Here is a 20009-nt window from a genome sequence, read left to right on the forward strand (position 1 = left end):
GCTACATCATATCCTCCTCTTTGAACGAGTTCGTCCGTTTGAACTGCCACAAGGCAACAGCAATTACAAAGATTGAAAGTAAAATTGTAATAGCAGCAGCTAGTGCATATTGAGAGGACTGCATCGTCAGTTTATAGATCCACGATACAAGAATGTCCGTTCCGCCTGCTGTAGAGCCTGAGACTGGAGGACCTCCTCCATTAAATAGATAGATAATATTAAAATTATTAAAGTTAAATGTATATTGAGTGATTAAGATAGGTGCGATCGAATACAGCACAAGCGGCAATGTAATCAGTCTAAACTTACTCATTATGCCTGCCCCATCAATGGTTGCTGCTTCATACAAGTCTTGTGGAATAGACTGCAATACACCCGTTGTCATAATAAAAACAAACGGAAAGCCAAGCCACATTTGCATAAAGATAAGCGCGATCTTGCTCCAAAACGGATCGGTTAACCACGGTTTTGGATCAATACCAATAAAAGCAAAGATATCGTTGTTTATTGCCCCAAACGTATCATTAAACAATCCGCCAAAAATTAAGATTGTGACAAAACCAGGTACAGCCCAAGGAAGAATAAGCATCGTTCTGAAAAAACTTTTAAACTTAATTTCTTTTTGATTCACTAGAACCGCTAACCAGATACCAACTGCACATTGCAGCGTTGTTGCGACTAGTGTCCAAATAATTGTCCAACCAAGAACATCAAAAAACGTCGATCTCCAAATATCAACTGTGAAGATATTCATGAAATTCTGAAGCCCTACCCAGTCAAATAGATTGGCTGGAGGTGAATGATAGAGATCATAGTTTGTGAATGCTAAGGCAAAACTGAACAAGATCGGAAAGACAACCGTAAATAACAGCAATAGAAAACCAGGTGTACTCATTAAATACGGGAAGCCTTGATCTAGTAACAGATGATACTGAGCACGAATGGAGTTCAGCGGAACTCGTTCATCCCGTTTTCGTCCATTAACGTATGCATCCTTCAACATAAAATAATAGATAGCTATGCCAATCCCAGCCACAATTAGAGCGATAATACCTTCAGCCAGCAAGAACACCGAATTGTCTCGTGGTGTCTGTACTCCTAAAGTGAATAAGCCCCAAAATCCCATATTAAATAAGTCTTTAAAAACGATAATAAATGCAGCACCAAGCACAAAAAATACAGACCCTTTTGCAAACTGTTTATTATATAACTGTCCTAACCCCGGAATAATGGACAGCGCCAACGCACGTCTACGATGTTTCTTTGAAACTTCTCGATCAACATGGTTATCTACCAATTCTCACACCTTCTTATCTTGGAATCGATTGAGCATAGAAACGTAAGTCAATAGACGACTTACGTTTCTCGCTGCTCAGGTGATTAATTTGAATGATTTGCCTCAATTTGTGACTCAATTGTTCCAACAGCTTCATCAAATGCTTGACTCACATCTGCACGATCCGTGGCAATTAAACCAAGTGCATTGTCAACTGGTGTCCATACTTCAGCCATTTCTGGAATGTTAGGCGTTAGTTTTGCATGTAAGCTTTGCTCAGCCATTGCTGCAGCATTTTCATTATCAGTTACTAATGGATCTTCCATTAATTCAACAATTGGTGGAATCTCCTGTGTAATTTCAAAACGTTTCTTAGAGTTCTCATAATTCGTCAAGAACTCAACAAATTCTTGAGCTAGCTCTTTGTTATTTGAATAAGAAGATACGTTATAACTCTTAACTCCAAGGAACGAGCTCATATTCTCGCCATTTGAAAGTGTTGGAAGTGGAGCTACACCATAATCAACGCCAGCATCGGCATAAGGAGTGAATGACCATGGACCCGAAACAACTGCTGCTGCTTTTTGTTCTGTGAATAATGAATCTAGAACATTAATCCCTTGCTCACCAATGATACCTGCTGGGAATAAGCCTTCAGAGAAGAAGGTTTTGATGTATTCTCCGCCTTCAACAGCACCTTCATTATTTAAACCAATATCAGTTATATCGTAGCTCCCGTCAGCTTCTTGTGGGAATACATAACCGCCGTACCCACCAATTACACTTTGCGCGTAATAGATGCTATCCCATTTTGCTAGGAAACCATATTGACCATCCTTTGTTGCATCAACGGAGAAGTCATGCCACTCATCTAATGATTGTGGAAGATTATTCTCATCAACAAGCTCTTTATTGTAAAAAAGCACCGTCGTTTCTACTGCTTTTGGAAGACCGTATACTTTGCCATCTACCGTTTGAGAAAGCATGGTTTCCTCTGTATAAATATCTTTAACTTCATCAGATACTGTTAGCTCTTGAAGCAAGCCTTCCGTTACCGCTGTTCCAATTTGATCGTGCGGCACTGTAATGACATCCGGCCCACTTCCAGAAGGTCCATCAAGTCTCAGATCTTCAATTTGGCCTGTGTATGCCTTTTCAATTACTTCAATTTCTATATCATGTTCGCTCTCAAATTGTTCAACCGCTTCGGCAATACCATCTGATTTCTGTATATCTTCCCAGACGATTAATTTATCGGTACCTGTAGACGCGGCCTCTTCTGCGGAACCGTCATCTTCCCCTGGTCCACACGCAACTAATGCAACAGCCATCGCTGTCACTGCACTCACTTGTAAAAATTTTCTCTTTTTCATCTTGTTTCCCCCTCAATCTGATGTGTAGAAAGAAAACGCTTTCTATAAATTAGAATAGCAAGTTTTAATAAAATAGTAAACAACTTTTATTAAATACTTTAAGTAAATTTTTTTACTAGATATTCAAATGAAAAAAGCCACCCTCTAAAGAGTGACTCACTTTCATGATTCTGCTAGATCCAGCGTGCTTTTGCGATAGACAGGAGTAGAGGAAACATAAACCGTTTTGGAAATCTTCCGCTTATCTACTAATTGCTCCATCATCAAATCTACAGCCGTTTCACAAAGCAGATTTGTATGAATGCGAAAAGTGGTAAGAGGTGGTGAGACGTATTTTGATACATGACTATCATTAATACTAAACACATTCACTCGACTCGGCAGATCAAACCCACGTTCATTTAAAGCCTGAAGACAGCCAACAGCTAACGTATCACTTGCAATACAAAAGGCTGAAGGTAGATTGTCTCCATGCTCATCAATGGCTTGAAGCATCAGCTTATATCCTTGTTCAACAGAAAATCGTTCACCAATATAAATGGCGTCCTCTTGTAGCACATCAAATCTGCTCGCATACAGGCGAAACGCGGTTTCCCGAATATCCGGCAGTCTTTTAGCCGTATCAATGTCGTGATCATCGCCACCAATAAAACCAATCGAAGTATGGCGGTTCTTCACATAAAACTCTACCATCCTCTCGATAATATGAGTCAGATTTGGTTTAACCGAATCAAACCGCTCTTCATCAGGGGAGGTGTCAATAAAAACAACATTTTTAGTGATTGAATATAAGTAGTCCAATTCGCGCTTCGTAAAACGACCAATGGCAATGATACCCTCTGATTGAGGATCAACCGCTTCTACTCCGTCTTTTATTGTATACGTACTAAGATTAATACTCCGATTCTCAGCCTGTTCATTAATTCCCTCTCGAATCTCTTGAAAGTACACATCTTCAAGCTCCTCTTGCTTAGTGAACCAATATAAAAAAGAAACTTTCTTTAAAGAGTGTTTAAAAGCCTTCTTTTTATAGCCTAGATCCTCGGCTGCCTCATAGATTTTTTCTCTTGTTTTGTCTGTAACTGATAGATTCGGATCCTGGTTCAAGACTCTCGACACTGTTGCTATAGACATTCCTACTCGGTTCGCTATATCTTTAATCGTAACTGCCATCTTAGCACCCCACCGCTTTTTATCTCCTCTCCATTATAAGCATAATAATCATTTAGTAAAATATTTTATTTGCTATTCTGCTCTTTTCTTTTTTCCATAATCATAATTGCCTTCATACTTAGTAAGTATGCCATCCTCAAGCCAGCATGTTTGTGTAAATAATTTATTCAGAAAATATCGATCATGAGAAATACAAAGAATCGTGCCTTCAAACTCAGCCAATGCGTCCTCCAACACCTCTCTAGAGTCAATGTCTAAGTGATTTGTCGGCTCATCTAACAGCAGGACATTATGCCGCTCGTGAATAAGCTGTGCCATCCTTAGCCTCATCCGCTCTCCACCACTTAAACTAGTAATGTTTTTAAACACATCCTGCCCAAAAAAGAGGAACTTCGCGAGCTCTGCTCTCGCCTCACCCTCCGTAACAAGGGAAGAATCACGGAATGCATCAATCACTCGTTTCTGATTCGACAATTCCTTTCCATGCTGCGACAGATAGCCAATCGATACATTTGATCCCAGTTGGACCGCACCCGTATCAGGAGCTTGTTCAGCCAAAATCAACTTAAATATTGTTGATTTCCCTGCGCCATTCTCCCCGACAATAGCCAGACGTTGCTGATGTTTCAAAGACAAATCAACGCCCTTTAATACAACACGATTTGCAAAGCTTTTTGTGACTGCCTTTAGCTCAACGACATCCGTTCCACTGCGACCACTTTGATCAAAATCAAGTTGTACCTGCTTACGATTTAATACAGGTTTCTTTACTCGTTCAATACGAGCCAGTGCTTTCTCCATACTTTTTGCTTGCCGGTGCATTCCCGCATTCGGTGGATTAGCCCGATTTGCCCACTCCTTAAGACGTTTAATCGCCTCTCGCATTTTTTTGAGCTTCTTCTGCTGATCCTGATACTGCTGAAATTCAAGTAGGAGCCTCTGTTCACGTTCCTTTACAAAGCCTGAGTAATTCGTCTCATAGAGCTGCAATTCGCCACTTTCCATTTCCACAATTCTTGTTACCGTGTCATCTAAAAAGGTCCGGTCATGTGAAATCATGAATACTGTGCCAGGATATTGTCTAACCCATTCCGTCAACCATTCCGTTGCCAATAAATCAAGGTGATTAGTCGGCTCATCCAAAAGCAACAAATCCGGCTTCGTTAACAAAAGCTTTGCGAGCCCCGCTTTTGTTCGCTCCCCACCACTTAATTCACTCCATTTTCTAGATAACAGATGACTAATACCAAGACCCGCACTCACCTTTCGAATCTCCCCATCCACTTCATAGCCACCTGACTCCGCAAATTGATGCTGAAGCGCACCGTACTCCCTTAAGCATCGCTCCAATTGCTTTTCATCGCTCACCGTCTGTAAATGTTGCTCTATATGACGCATCTTTGTCTCCATCTCTTGAAGATGACTAAATACGCTATTTAGGATCACTAGTAATGTAACATCCTGATGATCCGGATTTTGTTCTAACGCACCTCTTGTGGTTCCTTTTTTCCAACCAACCGATCCAGATGCTGGTTCAGTGATTCCCGCTATGATATGCAATAAACTGGTTTTCCCTTCTCCATTCCGACCAACAAGCCCAACTCGTTCGCCACTTTTCACCTCAAGAGATAACCTTTCAAAAATAACGTGAACACCAAAAGTTTGGGATACATCTTTCATATAAAATATAGTCATCATACGCTCTCCTTTTGTTTGGAAAGAGACGTTTTAGTACATACCAAAAAAGGCGGCAGAGCAAGCCTGCCACCTTCACCGATTGTGGGCATATGTCTCTTCCATTGGTTTTTTTCTATACAGTTACATGATTAAATTGGACAGACTGCTCCAATTTCGTAACTGCTGTGGAAAAAAGAGCCCGACAAATCAACAAAAACGCCAAAAGATCCGACTCACTACCAATAGAACGATTCACATTACCCACCTCCTTTTATCTTGTTGCTTCTATCATATCCAGAATTCTCTGAAATGTAAACATTAAACAAATGTTTATTTAATCGTTTAAGAGACTACCCAATCAACCGTACCAATGATGAGTGCCCATAGTGGAATGTTAATAAGAATCCCAAAGAACAAACCGCGAGTAAAACTTTTTTCTTGAACCATGTCTATCTCCTCCTTGATTCTGTTTATACCATACCCGAGGTTTTAGCAAACCGAACCAATCTAGATGGATTTACATAGTTTTTGAAACCTGCACCTCTTGTCCAACTTGTACATACTCTATGAAAGGTGTAATAACTTTTAAGGGAGGAATAACCGTGGATAATAATCGATTAAAAGAATTAATGGAAGCAGAACTTGAGAGATTATCGCAGACCTTTCAAAACCGCTTAGAAGAAGATATGACTAGTTATTTGACTCATATCAACCAGATCATTGAAGCATCAGAAGGTTCCACAGAGAAAACAAACGGAATCATAAATGCAAGCGAGTACGGAGAGATTGGAGAAGGTGGGGATGATACTGCCACTCTTCAACGGATGATTAATGATGCGGTAAACCACGGACATCCGCATTGCTTTTTACCTGCAAAAGTATTAAAGGTAACTGACACTCTTTTATTCCCACAATCATTTCACAAACCAATGCTAACTGGCAGAGGATTTAAATCAACCATCATCGATTGTAGCGAAATCCCTGAAGGAAAACCTGTATTTAAAATAAAGGGCGGAAGCGGCCAGTTCTCTGGAGGTGCCATTGAGCAAATTGGTTTCCGTGGCAACCCAACTACTGTCGCTATAGAAGCCGTTGATGTCTGCGGATTTTATATTAAGCATTGCCGATTCGAACAATGTAGGACAGGAGTCACCTTCCACAATGAATCAGGGTTTACCGAGTATGTAGTAGTTGATACTTGTGATTTCGCTGAAAGTTGTGAGGTAGCAATCGAATTCAAGCAAACAAATGGTGTACGCAGCTTTCACGGATCGGGTATTAGTAACAGCACAGTCAACAAACGACCAGGCGCAGTTGAACCAGTGATCAAAATTGGACCAGGTTGCTTCCCCTATAACTCCCCTCTCTCCTGCCAAATATGGACAAGAAGCGCCGCACCTATTATCCAAAATAAAGGAGAAGCGATCTCAAACTTCTCCGGAACAATTATGATAGAAGTGATGAACCCTGCAGATTATGAAACTTTTGAGCTTGTCGCATCAACAGATAATAGCCTATATTTACTCGGAGACCTCATGGTCCACGACCACAACCGCCATGCCAAACTTGGAAAAGCCATCTATTGCGACAGACTCCAACTCAACCGTGACGGCAGTGCCACCATACAACGCAGCCCTTACACAATTGAAAAAGCGCTAAATCCAGGCAGTACACCACTCGTTCAGGTTGACCACAATGTTGTTGCAATTGTGAACCTACTTGTCCTAGCAAATAACTATGAATACAGCTACACTCTGAATCTATATAAAGAACCACACAACCATAACGGCTCAATCACCATCCTTGCAACGAATAAAGCCTTTAACAATACCGGATACGGCGCACCTAGCTTCAAGATAGAGAACGGATCTCTAACTGTAACTAACACAAACTATCCAACAAGCGGCGTCACCTGCTATGCCACTGTTCAAGAAATTGGCGGTCGGTTTCAGTATCGGTTGACTGATTAGAAGTAAGAGTAGCGCGTGGACCGCTACTCTTACTTTGTGTGATTTGATTGTCGGTATATCGGTTGAATCTTCAGGTCGCTTCACCAAGAGCCACGTTCCTTTATCAAAACTCGCTCCTAAAAGATCATATGGAATAAAAATGTCCATTTTTATTTACTGCCTTTAAGTTTGCGGGTTTGGCAAGACGGTTTGCTCAGTTGCCAAGAAGGATTGAAGCTTAACCAAGAGAAATTGCGAGGTTAGCAAGTGAGAGAGACCATTACAAAGAGGAAAAACACTTCCATCCAGACACAGTAGTCTTTACCAAGAAAGAGCAGTCACCAACCAAGACCGACACTCTGCTCACCAAGAAAGCAGCCCTTTCACCAAGACACCGCTCTCTTTACTAAGGAGCAAGACACCTACTCCACCTCCAAATAAACCGGACTCCCACTGAGCTCTACTTCAAATCCATCATCCTCCCACTCCACAGACTTCTCTTCTCCATATAATGAGATTAATCTACCGTTTCCGGCGGCAAGGGGTAGATTATATGATTGCACGTCGTCTGCCGTTGTCCAGAGTGCGTAGATACTCTTGCTTCTATGAGTGAACTGCAAAGCATAGATTTGCTCTTCGGTTTCAACTCTCTTAGTGAATTGATAGTCTGCAAAAAGGCTTGTAATTGTCATTAGTGCTTCATAGGAAGGTTTGTGTTGCTCTTGGGCATCCATTAAGCCGAAGTGATGGAGTTCATTTGACCAATCTGTACCGTTATCTCGCAATCCGTACCAAATACTAATGGGTATGTTATTCCACTCGTTCACCAGCAACATCCGCACAAGGTATTGAGCTTGATGCTCGCTTGGCTTCGTCTGGTAGAGAAGTTAAAGAATAACCCCATTCTCCGGAAAAAATCTCTATATCTTCTCGGTCCGTATAGGTATCGATTAACTCTTGTAGCATCTCGTAATCTCCTGTTACAGTTTCTGGCGGGGTGTGGCGATACGGGTGAACGGATATGGCATCTAGGTGCTCAAGGACTCCACGTTTGAAAAGCTCTTCCATCCACACAAGTGATTCTCCATTCAAATTAAGCATAGCAGGTCCTGCAATAATGGCTGTTGGATCTAGTTCTTTTATAATTGGAGCGGATATGTGAACTAAGTCTGCATATGGCTCGTAGGTCGGGGCAGTTAACCAATGATCATCGTAATTGGGTTCATTCCATATCTCCCAAATCCCACCCATGCCTTTGTAGTGGCTGACAGTTTCTCGGACAAATTCTGCAAATTTTTCTTTTCCTGCTTGGGTTCCAATTGATTGTTCTCCACTGTAGAGTGGATTTCCGTAGCTTAATATAAAGTAAGGGCGCATTCCGTTTTTTAGAATTGCATCTGCCAGTTCATCATATCGGGTCTCGCCATACTCATAGATTCCTGGTTCCTTCTCAATCTGTTCCCAGGTTAGATCAATACGGACCCACGTTACACCGAGTTCAGCAAGCATCTCAATTTCGTTCGCTGTGACTTCGTGAATATTTATCCCGAGTCCATCCGTTACGGAGAGCTTTTCAAATGTTGGGTCTGCTTCCCAACGTACAATAAAAATAACCGCCATCACGATTACTGAAAAAACGATCAGACCAACGAATAGCCATTTACCCTTTTTCAGCATAAGTGGATACGCCCCTTGCTACGGCATAGATCGCACACAAACATGCGATATGAAACCACAAATATGGTCGTAATATATTTTGGTTCAGCTGTAGAATTAAAAGTAGGCACATAAGCGCATAGGTCATCGAGCGTAGCATATCCTTATGAGCTAAATTCTGAATCACAGCCGCTCTTTTAAATGGACGGTAGATCATTGTGACGATATATAAGACAAATGGAATAAATCCGATAAAACCACTTGCTGCAAGGACTTCAACAAACACCGCCAACCCTTCATATTCCTTGGCAACCTCTTGATTCGTCACCGTCACTCCATATGTTCCGCCAATCGTTGGTGCGACTCCACCCAAGCTCACTCCGTAAATCGGATTCTCCTTAATCACATTAATGGTATCTTCAAGGTCCGTACTCCGAATATCAACCGAGTGAGCCGGGGTGCCGCCGAGACCAGTACCGGCAAGAAGTGTAGTATCACCAGATAAAATGAGAGCACCAACAAGCACAATGCCAGAGCAGGTCGCCGCAGCCACAATAAATAAGTGTTTGACCTTAACGGTATCCATGAGCAACCCTTTTAGAAAAAGTAATCCGTACCTCGCTACCCAAACCCCCATAACGAGAATACCCATTCTAGAGGAGCTAAGCACCAAGGCAAGCGTTGTAATACTAAGTAAAATCATGATCTTGCGTCTTGTAAAAAGCGTTGATTTTCCATCAAACATCAGATAGAACATCATGACCCAACCAGTAATTAGGTAGGTAGCATAATACGAAGGTTCATAGGAGAAACCATTCACGCGAGGAATTCCATCGTTCCACCATTGGGTAATGTACGGAGCAGGTAATCCAACAATCGGTAAAATAAATTGAATAATGCCAAATATCGAGAGAACCACAAATGAATAGAGATACCATTTAAACAAGGTTTGTGCCTTATTTTCTGTATTCACAAAATAAACGACAGCAAAAATTAATACTATATTTAACGCTAACCAAAATGCGTATCCTAGGCTTCGCGTCAGGAAGGTTGTATTTGGTATTGTCGCAACGATAACGAATGCCCACAAAAGTAGGTACAAGCCTCCAAGCGGTATTTTAATGACACCTTTTTTTATGATTGCGCATACCCATCCAATAGCGAGTAAAATCGTAATTAACTGCGGAAACCTAAGTGCAAAACCTCCAACATTAAACACTAGGAATAAGTCAGAGGAAACAGTTAATGAGATCAGGATAATAAATAGGATGGAGGGCATAACTTGGTGTTTTTTATCTAAGGCAATCGTATTCATAACTGACCCCCCTGCATCTGACTCTATCTCTTTATTCGAGCTGGATTCTATTCATTCCTCTAACTAACTTAAATTGTTGCTTCAGCACAACTAGCCCTCCATGCCCGCAATGCTGTTGACTCTTCTATCTCTACGTCATCAAAAGTCAAAATTTGACCTGGTTCAATGGGTCGCTTCACTACCGCATCACGCAACAATCCGATTGGAATATGATTTGGTTCCTCGCTTAAACGAATGGCTTCTCCCCTCACTTGAAAACTACCAATGCCTTTTTTTATCAACTCTTCTGGCTTCAAGTTGCGTTTTGTAACAGCTGCTACCCCGATCTTTGGAGACAACCCGTTATTTAGAAGAATGTCTCCTCCTTGACTGACACGTCGAATCGTTTTCATGATTTCTAAATGACAGAGGTGAAATGGCTGAGTGAGAGTGTAGTAAGGTCCTTTACCAAGCTTTAAATAGTCTAGTGCTGCTGCTTGATTTAGATCGTGAGTGGCTGTGATAAAAACACCAGGTGGAGCGCTTGGGCAAAGAATATAATCGCTAATAGACTGCCCGTGAATAGATGCTGCACAAGCAAGTTCGTGTGCTCCTTGCTCTAAATAATCAGCTTGGACTTCCTTTTAAGCCCCTTACTGCAATATCTGCTCCAAGTCCATTTGCTACTAGTGCTTGCTCAATTTGAACCTTGGTTCCATCTGTAAAGGATGTGACCATTTCAAGTGACAAACCATTCTTTTGAGACCAGTACTGCATCTCTTCAAGGGTAGGGTTTTCATTTAAAAATCCTTTTATGTTTCCATATACAAGGGGCGAAAATCCCATCGCTCGTGCATTTTCAGCCAAAGCTGCTAGACTGCCAGGTTGATCACCCTCCGCTTCAGTTAAATATCCACATTGCGACAGATAGGAGCCCGTTGTGACCTGCAACTCGGAGTTCATTGTGATGACAGGCAATGATTTTGAAAGAGCTTCTAGAATGACTTCCGTTCCATGGTGTACATCTCCGCTGCATTCAACTACAATGTCAGCTCCTTCAAGAAAAGCGTGAATAGAGTGGGTGAGATACTCTTTGACTACACCAGAAACATCTTCTATCTTTCGGCGAGTCAGTATTTTGTGCACGGCTAGATCAGGAGATGCCTCTATCGCAGCGGTCAGTCCTCTGGCAATGAAACCTGTGCCTGTAATGGCAACCTTCACTTGATTACGATCCACTTTTGTCCCTCCTCATTCTTATAGCTTAGCTTTATGACTACTTATATTTAGCTTCAGTTTGCGTGATTTAGCTAGATCATATATTGCTTTAAAACTAGCATCCGTCCTCAGCTTCATCGTGTTTCTCACTACTTTCCACATCCAAACCTGGCAAACAATATTGGCAATAAGCGAACCGATCGCAACACCAATGCCACCAAAAACCCAACCGAAACCGATCGTTAAAACAAGTGCCATTAATCCAGTTGTGACCGAGATTTTCATTAGCTTTTTATGCTGATCTGCCATCATCATCAGAATCCCACATGCACCATTCCACACAATCGCCAAGCTGTTTTAAGCTAAGCAGAATGAGGAACAAAGATGCTCCTCCATAAATGGACCCAAACGCAATCGACATAATCTGTTCAGCGAATAAAAAAAACAAGAGCACTAACCCTACTGATGGTAATGTTGCAAGTCCACCAATCAGCCTTAGAATAGGCTCAAGCTCTCTTAATGTTCCTTGTCCATTTTTTGCCGCAACAATTGGTGCAATGACGGCATTTAAGACAATAATCGGCATCATAACAATCGCTGTTAGCTTAAGAGCTGCCCCGTATAACGCAACGGTATGAGTATCTTCCACAATACCTACAATCCATAAATCTGATTGTTGCAGGAGAAAACTACTTAATGTCACACCTAAAATCGGCCAACCAGTTGAATAAAGTACTCGATTTGAAACCAAATCTGTATTTTGAACAGGTTTATTTTTTACCGATCTTAGTTTGAATTGCAGAATCACCCAGCCGGTGATAATCGAAACGATTAATGAAGCTAATGTGACACCTAGCACATCGTTTAGACTTATAGGAGCTTTCGAAACCAGTTGTAACACAAGTAACCCTACGATCAGCGCTACATTATAAAAGAAACCACCAAATATCGAAGCAAAGCGAATATCCTGAAGTCCCCTAAAGTACTCAGCCAAAAGCAGATGAAAGACATTCCCGGCAATCCAAAGAGCAATAAAAGCTGAAAGGGCGATGATTTCTGAAGCAGGATAGATTGGCCCAAATAAAAAAACAGCCGCTATATAATAGCCGCCTCCTACTAGAATAGTCCCACACGCAACAAAAAAGCTGGTTCGCCTGATGACTGAGATCACTTGATTATACTTTTGGTTTTCCATTCCTTCTGCAATGTATTTGACGGATGTTTGCTCAAGGCCGAGTAACCCAAAATAAGCTCCAAACAGAGCAATGTTAAAACCAAGAAAATATAGACCCGCATCAGCTTGTGCAAGCATCCTAGTAATTAATCCATTAACAACAAGAACCATAACCGCCGTTGATGCTTTGCCAAGAAAAGCCCACATGCTTCCGGATAAGAGCTTTTGTTTTAATGCAGCCATCCCATTAACTGGATTTTCTTGCGCCATAGGCAGTCTCCATCTTTACTTGTGCCGCGTATTTACCTGTTTTCCCTTTTAAGGCATCTGTTGCGGCTTGAAAAATAAGGGCACTACGATTTCGCTTTTGATCTTGTTTTCGGACCAAGATTTTCAGATGATACCAAAAGAGATTACGAACGAGCCTACGTTTTGCCCGTAGCTGTAATGAACTTTTATGAAACTTCGTTGCCATTAGATACGCATTTCGAATGATATAATAGGTTGAAAGGGCAGACAGCTCAGAACTTTTGACCGACTGCGACACCTTATGCCAGATAACGGATTTGGGCACGTATTGAATGTTCCATCCTTTTTGCCGTACACGAAGATTCCAATCAACATCTTCATAATAAAGAAAGTAATCCTCTTCCAGAAGACCAATACCCCTCACAATTTCCGTACGAATTAATAAGCTGCAGCCAACAATATAATTGACCTTTTTAGCTTGATTATATTGTCCGTTGTCCTGTTTTCCCATGCCGATATGAGCATGTGCCCCAGTTCGTGCGTTAATCTTTCCACCAAGCAAACCAAAGTACATTACTATCTGCAAAATAAATCTTAGACCCTGTGATGCCAAGTGTTGGATTTGTTTTCATAGGTTCAACAAGCCTTGTCAGTGAATCGGGTTCGACTAATGTGTCGTTATTTAATAACCAAATAAAAGCATGACCATTGGCACATGCACGGGTGATCGCTAGATTATTTCCACCTGCAAAACCTCGGTTATTTGGCGATTGCAGATAGGTCCATTCATAGGCATAACAATCATCTTGTTTGTCTTTCTTTAACTGTTCAGCTGATCCATCTGTTGAGTCATTATCAACAACATACACATGAAAGTTCGGATCAACAAGTTGTTCCAATGATTTCATACAATCACGTGTGTCATCATAACCATTCCAATTTAGCAAAATGATAGCCACCGATTGATCCATACGTTAATGTCCTCTCGAATGGCTAACTTTTTTTCCGGTGTTCTGATTCGCAAACCACTCGATTGTTTCTTTTAATCCATCCTCAAAATCATAGACTGGCTTCCAGCCAAGATCTTGCTTTAGTTTGCTTGCATCAATGGCATAGCGTCGATCATGACCAAGTCGATCGCGCACCGGCACAATTTGACTAGTTGGTACGTTTAGAATACCGAGTATTTTTTTCACTAGATCTGCATTATTCCACTCATTATTTGCACCTATGTTATACACACTGCCTGGTTTGGCGTGGTGAAGGACAGCATCGATTGCAGAGCAATGATCGTAGACATGGAGCCAATCCCGCACATTTTGCCCATCCCCATATAATGGCACCGGCAGCCCTTGAACAGCGCGGCTAATACAAAGAGGAATGAGTTTTTCTGGGTACTGATTTGGTCCATAATTATTTGAACAACGTGTAATGCGCGTGTCCATACCATACGTTTCATAATAGGATCTGACAAATAAATCAGAGCTTGCTTTGCTTGCTGCATAGGGACTATTTGGTGCCAATGGAGTTTCTTCAGTAAAGGAACCTGATCCCCCCAGTGACCCATATACTTCGTCTGTAGAAATATGAACAAATGTCCCAACTCCATGTAGCCTTGCACTCTCAAGCAAATTTTGTGTACCTAACACATTGGTTTCGACAAACTTGCCTGGGGATTCAATACTGCGGTCCACATGAGATTCTGCAGCCAAATGGATCACCGCATCAACTGACGTTTCAAAAAGAACCTGGTCCACTCTGGTTTGGTTGCGGATATCTGCATGAACAAATGTATATCGTTCTGAATCTGAAATGGAGGTCAGATTAGCAAGGTTTCCAGCATACGTTAAAGCATCCATATTAACCACCTGGTAATCTGGATACTTGTTTAAGATATATCGAATAAAATGGCTGCCGATGAACCCGGCTCCACCAGTCACTAATAGTTTCATACAATCCCTTCCTTTTTACCGATCTCTTGCTTCACTGAATCAAGCAATGGTAGCTGTCGATCTTTCTCTGAGAGGATAGGTGAATCAATAGGCCAGTAAATGCCTATCTCTGGATCCGCCCAATATATGCCTCGTTCCTTTTCTCGATTATACAACTGATCTACCTTATAGAACACCTGTGTATTCGGCTCTAATGTACAAAATCCGTGAGCAAAACCCTTTGGTACAAGCAACTGCTGATGGTCTTCTGCACGAAGCGTCACAGCTGACCACTTGGTGAAGGTCGGGGATTCTGGCCGAATATCCACAACAACATCATAGATTGAACCCGATAGCACCCGTACCAGCTTTGATTGGGCCGATTCTCCCACTTGAAAATGAAGACCACGAATGACACCCATTTCTATAGAAAGAGAATGATTATCCTGGATGAACGCTTCAACAATTCCAGCATCACTCCACGCGGACTGCTGATAGCTTTCTGTAAAAAAACCACGAGCATCCTGATATACAGGTGGCTCTATAAGCTTCACACCTTGAAGCTCAAGCTCTGTTACCTTCATCTGTCTCCTCCTTCAGCTGTTTGTCATTACTTCTTGTTCGATTTGCCTGACCGGTTTAGTTAAAATGTTCTCTAATTGCATGTCGGTCGCCATCGCCTGTGCTCTGCTTAAAGACTGATGAGTTCCAGCATCAATCCACTCTCCCTCGATACATTCATAGTCTAGCTGCGACTGCGATATATACACATTGTTAATATCAGTGATTTCTAACTCTCCTCTTTCTGATGGTGAGAGTGTATCAATGATTGAAAAAACAGATGAAGAATACATGTAAATTCCAGTCACCGCAAAGTCAGATTGAGGAATGACGGGTTTCTCTTCAATGGAATGAATTCGCTCATTCATTAGCGTTGGCACCCCAAACCTTGATGGATCAGCTACCTTTTTCAAGAAGACCTTTGCTCCAAGCTGCTCCTGTTCAAAGCGATGAACAGCAGACTCTAATGAATGTGTGAAGATATTGTCTCCGAGCAAAACAGTTACATTTCCATCACCCACAAAACCTCTAGCTAAACGAAGCGCATCAGCAATACCACCTGAGGTTTCCTGGACACGATATGTGATCGTTACGCCATATTGCTCTCCACTTCCAAGTAAATGAAGCATGGCCCAAGCGTGTTGCTTGCCAACAACAATTAAAATGTCCCGAATTCCAGCTTGCTTTAGGCGGGCGATTCCATGCATAATCATCGGATATTTTCCAACCGGTAGCATGTGTTTATTAATTGATGCAGTCAGTGGATAGAGCCGTGTTCCCGTTCCTCCTGCTAAGATAACACCTTTCATTCGAACCAACCCCTCTTTTTTTAGTGGTATGTGATCTTATCTTATGCAGTATTTAACTAGGTGTTTATCTTTAAGAATTCACGTGTGTATTCATCAACTGTTCAATTTCTTCCCAGGTTTTACGAATACGCACAATGTCTTGCTCCATTAACTCAAGGCCAGATTGCACTTCAATCAATTCCACATTGCTTATCGCACGTATTGCATGTTTGACTCCAGATGGAATTTGCAGTACATCTCCTGCTTTCAATGGAATGATCCGCTCGTTTAACACACATTCTGCCTCTCCCTGAATAATGGTCCAGACCTCACTGCGCCGATGATGAACCTGATAGCTACTATTTTTTCCGGATTCTATATGAACTCGTTGAGTCAAAACCTCACTGCCATCCTCTAATGTGCTGTAATCCATCACCCGGTACCATCCCCAACGCCGTTCTTCATACATCGGCCGCCCGCCTAGTGTTTCCGTTAGTTCCTTAACACCTGGGCTTGCCTGCTTACTGGAAACAAGAATGCCATCCGGACTGACCGCAACTACCGCATCATTTATTCCGAGTACCGCAACCGGCAGATCGAGCTCATTAATGAGGTGCGTATTGCTACATTCTTCTGCAATCACACCTTTTCCGACAATGTTTGTACTCATTTCCTCTGTAAGTGTATTCCATGTACCAAGATCCTTCCACTTGCCTTGATACGACAGTGTAATTACATTTTCAGCCTGCTCTAAAACGGCATAGTCAAAGCTAATTTTCTCTAGCTCTGAATACTTAAGTGAAAGAGCATCATAGGAGATGGGTAGACCTGCTTTTGTAAGAAGATTAATCATATAATCAAGCGTGAATGCCGCCACACCACAGTTCCACAAGGCATGCTTTTTTATAAGCTCAGCGGCATCTTGTTCGGTTGGTTTTTCTTTAAAATGACTTACCGATGCGTAGGCATGCCCAGGCATATTTGTCGGAACAATGTATCCGTATTTTTCAGAGGCGTAGGTCGGCTTTACACCTAAAAGCGCAATATCCGCCTGACTATTAAGTAAGGCTGACTCCATCTCTTTTACTTTTTCAAAAAATTCATCCTCCACATACGAATCAACAGGAAGAACAGCAATCACTTCATTTAACGAAACTCCTCGAATGGAATACAGGTAGACAGCTGCTAATGCAATCGCCGGGAATGTATCTCGCCGTTCAGGCTCAACCACCACATCAACCTCGTGACATAGCTGGTTATGAATCATTTCTACCTGCGAAATGCCCGTTGCAATGACTGACTGTTGATCTAAATCGACGTTTTTCAATTGCTTCCAGACGCGCTGAACCATTGAAATCTGCTTGCCGTCATCATCTTTTAAAACTTTAAGAAATTGTTTGGATCGTGTGTCATTGGATAATGGCCAGAGTCGTTTTCCAGAACCACCTGATAAAAGTACAATGTTCAACCCACTCACACTCCTATCCAAATGTTTTGTATTCATCCATCACATACTGCTCAAATTGGCTCTTAAAGTGTTCAGGTGAAAATTGCAAAGCATGTTCTCGAATTAATTCCGGCTGAAAAAGTAAGCTCTTCTGTTCAAATGTCCGAACGGCTTCCTGGATGGCTTGAGTTTCTTGCTTATAAAAAAATAACCCGGTTGACTGCTCACGATCCAAGCCTATCACCGTCTCCAGTGCCCCACCTTTTCCATAAGCAATAACCGGTGTCCCACAAGCCTGCGCCTCAACTGGAGTAATACCAAAATCCTCTTCTGCTGCAAAAACAAAAGCCCGAGCTCTCTGCATATAGTCAAGCAGCACCTCAAAGGATTGATAACCAAGCAAGGTAATATTCGGTGTCACCTTCTTTTTGATTTTCTCCATATCCGGCCCATCACCAATTACATACAGCTGCTTATCCGGCATTTCCGCAAATGCTTGTACAATCAAATCCATTTTTTTATAAGGAACCATTCTTGAAGCAGTTAAGTAAAAATCATCTTTTTTCTTATTTAATGTAAAAGCAGATACATCAACAGGTGGATAAATCACCTTTGCCTGCCGCTGATACACTTTCTTAATTCGATTACCAATAAAATAAGAATTAGCCAAAAAATGATCAACGCTGTTAGAAGTCCGGTAATCCCACATGCGCATATAATGTAGGACTGATTTAGCGACCATTCCTTTTATACCCTTGTTTAAATTCGACTCTTTCAAATATTGGTGCTGCAAATCCCACGCATATCGGATTGGTGAATGAATGTAGGAAATATGCAATTGATCCGGCCCTGTAATGATTCCTTTTGCCACCGCATGTGAGCTTGAAATCACCACATCATAATCGGAGACATCAAGCTGCTCAATTGCCAGTGGCATCAACGGAAGATACTGACGGTATTTCTTTTTTGAAAAGGGAAGATTTTGAATAAACGTTGTTTGCACTGGCTTATCCTGAATAAAACCCCTCTGCCCCTTTTCAAGAAAGTCAACCGTACTAAACAAATCAGCGTCAGGGTAAATGTGAATCAAGGCCTCAAGTACCTTCTCTGACCCCGCATAGCTCACTAACCAATCATGCACAATCGCGACCCTCATGTTGCTATCAGCTCCTCAATGACTTTCAAATGTTGCTCTGCACTTCGGCTCCACGTAAATTGCTGGACTTGTTCTCGGCCTTTTTTGATCATTTCTTGTTGTAAGCTTTTATTGTTTAAAAGCCTCACTAACTGCTCACTTAACTCCACATCATCATGAGGATCAAAATAAACAGCTCCTGCCTCACACACCTCAGGAATCGAAGCCGCCGTAGATACTAATGTAGGTGTGCCACAAGCCATCGCCTCTAGCGGCGGAAGTCCAAACCCTTCATACAAAGATGGAAATACCAACACCTCAGCATGGTGGATATAACTTTTTAACACATCATCTGACACATAACCCGTAAAAGAGATCCGGTCTCCAAGAGCCGAAGATCGCTCAAGAAACGTTGCATCTCCTGAAACAAACCCTTCTTTTTTGCCAACAATCACAAGCTTATGTGGAATCTGATCAGCAACTCTTGAAAAGGCATCTAGGAGCACACGCAAGTTTTTATGAGGCTTCACATTGCCCACATAGACAATATACGGCTTCTTCTCATTCACTTCGGCAAACTCACTCGCGAACCAATCCTTTGCCACCCCATTGTAAATCGTTGAGACAGGCATTTGCTTACCTAAATGCTGATGTAGCTCCTGTTTCGAAAAATTTGATACTGTAATCACCTGATTTGCTTTTTTACCTACACTCTTAAATAAAAAACGGGAATACAGCTTTTTCAGCTTGCCATCAAGCAAATGCGGCATAGCCAGATGAAACGCATCATGCACCGTCACAAGCAACCTACCCTTATACGAAATAGGAATGTTAAAATGCGGTACCCAAAGCAGGTCTGAATCACTTGTCACTTTCCTAGGGATATGTAATTGCTCTCCGATTGAATAGATTGCTTCTGTCGTCGGCAACACCCTAACATTCGGTAACAAATCCCACCCCAACTGTTTTATCTCTTGTGGATCACCAAGTAATCTAACCTCAAAGGAGGAATCAAGAACATACGGCACAATATTTCTGATGTATGTACCAATTCCTGAATGATGGATCATCCGTACATCAATTGTGATCGTCTTGACCATAGTCTCCC

At 41.8% G+C, this 20009-nt stretch carries 21 protein-coding genes and 1 pseudogene; 1 reads left to right on the forward strand and 21 read right to left on the reverse strand.

Translation table 11 applies throughout. The annotated features are described in order from the left end of the window. Position 1 precedes the first annotated feature (1 nt). From NDM98_RS10245 to NDM98_RS23480, 5 genes are all read right to left on the reverse strand, one after another. Positions 2 to 1297, reverse strand: coding sequence for a carbohydrate ABC transporter permease (locus NDM98_RS10245; protein WP_251607065.1), 1296 nt, complete (start codon positions 1295 to 1297; stop codon positions 2 to 4). Between the two features lie 83 nt (positions 1298 to 1380). Beyond that, positions 1381 to 2649, reverse strand: a complete 1269-nt coding sequence (ganS, locus tag NDM98_RS10250) for a galactooligosaccharide ABC transporter substrate-binding protein GanS (protein ID WP_251607079.1) — start codon at positions 2647 to 2649, stop codon at positions 1381 to 1383. Between the two features lie 162 nt (positions 2650 to 2811). Then, a complete protein-coding gene (locus NDM98_RS10255) occupies positions 2812 to 3822 on the reverse strand; it encodes a LacI family DNA-binding transcriptional regulator (RefSeq protein WP_251607091.1) in 1011 nt (336 codons plus the stop codon). 72 nt (positions 3823 to 3894) lie between these two features. Next, positions 3895 to 5517: a ribosomal protection-like ABC-F family protein gene (abc-f, locus tag NDM98_RS10260; protein ID WP_444546311.1), complete on the reverse strand. Its 1623-nt coding sequence runs from the start codon at positions 5515 to 5517 to the stop codon at positions 3895 to 3897. Between the two features lie 115 nt (positions 5518 to 5632). Then, positions 5633 to 5755, reverse strand: a complete 123-nt coding sequence (locus NDM98_RS23480) for a hypothetical protein (protein ID WP_285803909.1) — start codon at positions 5753 to 5755, stop codon at positions 5633 to 5635. Positions 5756 to 6101: 346 nt separating this feature from the next. Here NDM98_RS23480 and NDM98_RS10265 point away from each other — a divergent pair, with 346 nt between their 5' ends. Next, a complete protein-coding gene (locus tag NDM98_RS10265) occupies positions 6102 to 7469 on the forward strand; it encodes a hypothetical protein (RefSeq protein WP_251607096.1) in 1368 nt (455 codons plus the stop codon). Between the two features lie 401 nt (positions 7470 to 7870). Here NDM98_RS10265 and NDM98_RS10270 read toward each other — a convergent pair whose 3' ends face one another. From NDM98_RS10270 to NDM98_RS10340, 16 genes and pseudogenes are all read right to left on the reverse strand, one after another. Then, complete coding sequence (locus NDM98_RS10270; RefSeq protein WP_251607099.1) at positions 7871 to 8275, reverse strand: hypothetical protein; 405 nt, start codon at positions 8273 to 8275, stop codon at positions 7871 to 7873. After that, a complete protein-coding gene (locus NDM98_RS10275) occupies positions 8259 to 9125 on the reverse strand; it encodes a cellulase family glycosylhydrolase (RefSeq protein ID WP_251607103.1) in 867 nt (288 codons plus the stop codon). Before NDM98_RS10275 ends, NDM98_RS10270 begins: the two co-directional genes overlap by 17 nt. Beyond that, the gene (locus NDM98_RS10280; RefSeq protein ID WP_251607105.1) at positions 9109 to 10419 is read right to left on the reverse strand and encodes an O-antigen ligase family protein; all 1311 of its coding nucleotides are present in this window, start codon (positions 10417 to 10419) and stop codon (positions 9109 to 9111) included. The genes NDM98_RS10275 and NDM98_RS10280 overlap by 17 nt, the downstream gene beginning before the upstream one ends. Positions 10420 to 10487: 68 nt before the next feature. Then, complete coding sequence (locus NDM98_RS10285) at positions 10488 to 10811, reverse strand: SAF domain-containing protein (protein WP_251607107.1); 324 nt, start codon at positions 10809 to 10811, stop codon at positions 10488 to 10490. Positions 10812 to 10871: 60 nt separating this feature from the next. Next, a pseudogene (locus NDM98_RS24630) lies at positions 10872 to 10982 on the reverse strand (hypothetical protein); the annotation flags it as partial. 43 nt (positions 10983 to 11025) lie between these two features. Next, the gene (locus NDM98_RS10290; protein WP_251607108.1) at positions 11026 to 11637 is read right to left on the reverse strand and encodes a hypothetical protein; all 612 of its coding nucleotides are present in this window, start codon (positions 11635 to 11637) and stop codon (positions 11026 to 11028) included. A gap of 18 nt (positions 11638 to 11655) precedes the next feature. Then, complete coding sequence (locus NDM98_RS10295; protein ID WP_251607110.1) at positions 11656 to 11931, reverse strand: hypothetical protein; 276 nt, start codon at positions 11929 to 11931, stop codon at positions 11656 to 11658. Further along, on the reverse strand, positions 11909 to 13060 hold the full coding sequence (locus tag NDM98_RS10300; RefSeq protein ID WP_251607112.1) for an oligosaccharide flippase family protein: 1152 nt from the start codon (positions 13058 to 13060) through the stop codon (positions 11909 to 11911). Before NDM98_RS10300 ends, NDM98_RS10295 begins: the two co-directional genes overlap by 23 nt. Beyond that, positions 13038 to 13625: a glycosyltransferase family 2 protein gene (locus NDM98_RS10305; protein WP_251607114.1), complete on the reverse strand. Its 588-nt coding sequence runs from the start codon at positions 13623 to 13625 to the stop codon at positions 13038 to 13040. The genes NDM98_RS10300 and NDM98_RS10305 overlap by 23 nt, the downstream gene beginning before the upstream one ends. Next, the gene (locus NDM98_RS10310; RefSeq protein ID WP_251607117.1) at positions 13582 to 14010 is read right to left on the reverse strand and encodes a glycosyltransferase; all 429 of its coding nucleotides are present in this window, start codon (positions 14008 to 14010) and stop codon (positions 13582 to 13584) included. Before NDM98_RS10310 ends, NDM98_RS10305 begins: the two co-directional genes overlap by 44 nt. 3 nt (positions 14011 to 14013) lie before the next feature. Then, on the reverse strand, positions 14014 to 14991 hold the full coding sequence (gene rfbB / locus NDM98_RS10315) for a dTDP-glucose 4,6-dehydratase (RefSeq protein ID WP_251607120.1): 978 nt from the start codon (positions 14989 to 14991) through the stop codon (positions 14014 to 14016). After that, positions 14988 to 15554 carry a dTDP-4-dehydrorhamnose 3,5-epimerase gene (rfbC, locus tag NDM98_RS10320; RefSeq protein WP_251607123.1) on the reverse strand — a complete coding sequence of 189 codons (567 nt, stop codon included), beginning with the start codon at positions 15552 to 15554 and terminating at the stop codon, positions 14988 to 14990. The genes rfbB and rfbC overlap by 4 nt, the downstream gene beginning before the upstream one ends. Positions 15555 to 15566: 12 nt before the next feature. Continuing rightward, positions 15567 to 16340 carry a sugar phosphate nucleotidyltransferase gene (locus NDM98_RS10325; protein WP_251607126.1) on the reverse strand — a complete coding sequence of 258 codons (774 nt, stop codon included), beginning with the start codon at positions 16338 to 16340 and terminating at the stop codon, positions 15567 to 15569. A 70-nt stretch (positions 16341 to 16410) separates the two neighbouring features. Next, positions 16411 to 17787: a sugar phosphate nucleotidyltransferase gene (locus tag NDM98_RS10330; protein ID WP_251607129.1), complete on the reverse strand. Its 1377-nt coding sequence runs from the start codon at positions 17785 to 17787 to the stop codon at positions 16411 to 16413. Between the two features lie 13 nt (positions 17788 to 17800). Further along, positions 17801 to 18922 carry a glycosyltransferase family 4 protein gene (locus NDM98_RS10335; protein ID WP_251607132.1) on the reverse strand — a complete coding sequence of 374 codons (1122 nt, stop codon included), beginning with the start codon at positions 18920 to 18922 and terminating at the stop codon, positions 17801 to 17803. Next, complete coding sequence (locus NDM98_RS10340) at positions 18919 to 20001, reverse strand: glycosyltransferase family 4 protein (protein WP_251607135.1); 1083 nt, start codon at positions 19999 to 20001, stop codon at positions 18919 to 18921. The genes NDM98_RS10335 and NDM98_RS10340 overlap by 4 nt, the downstream gene beginning before the upstream one ends. Positions 20002 to 20009 lie beyond the last annotated feature (8 nt).

This window comes from Alkalicoccobacillus plakortidis (assembly GCF_023703085.1).
Taxonomy (GTDB): domain Bacteria; phylum Bacillota; class Bacilli; order Bacillales; family Bacillaceae_D; genus Alkalicoccobacillus; species Alkalicoccobacillus plakortidis.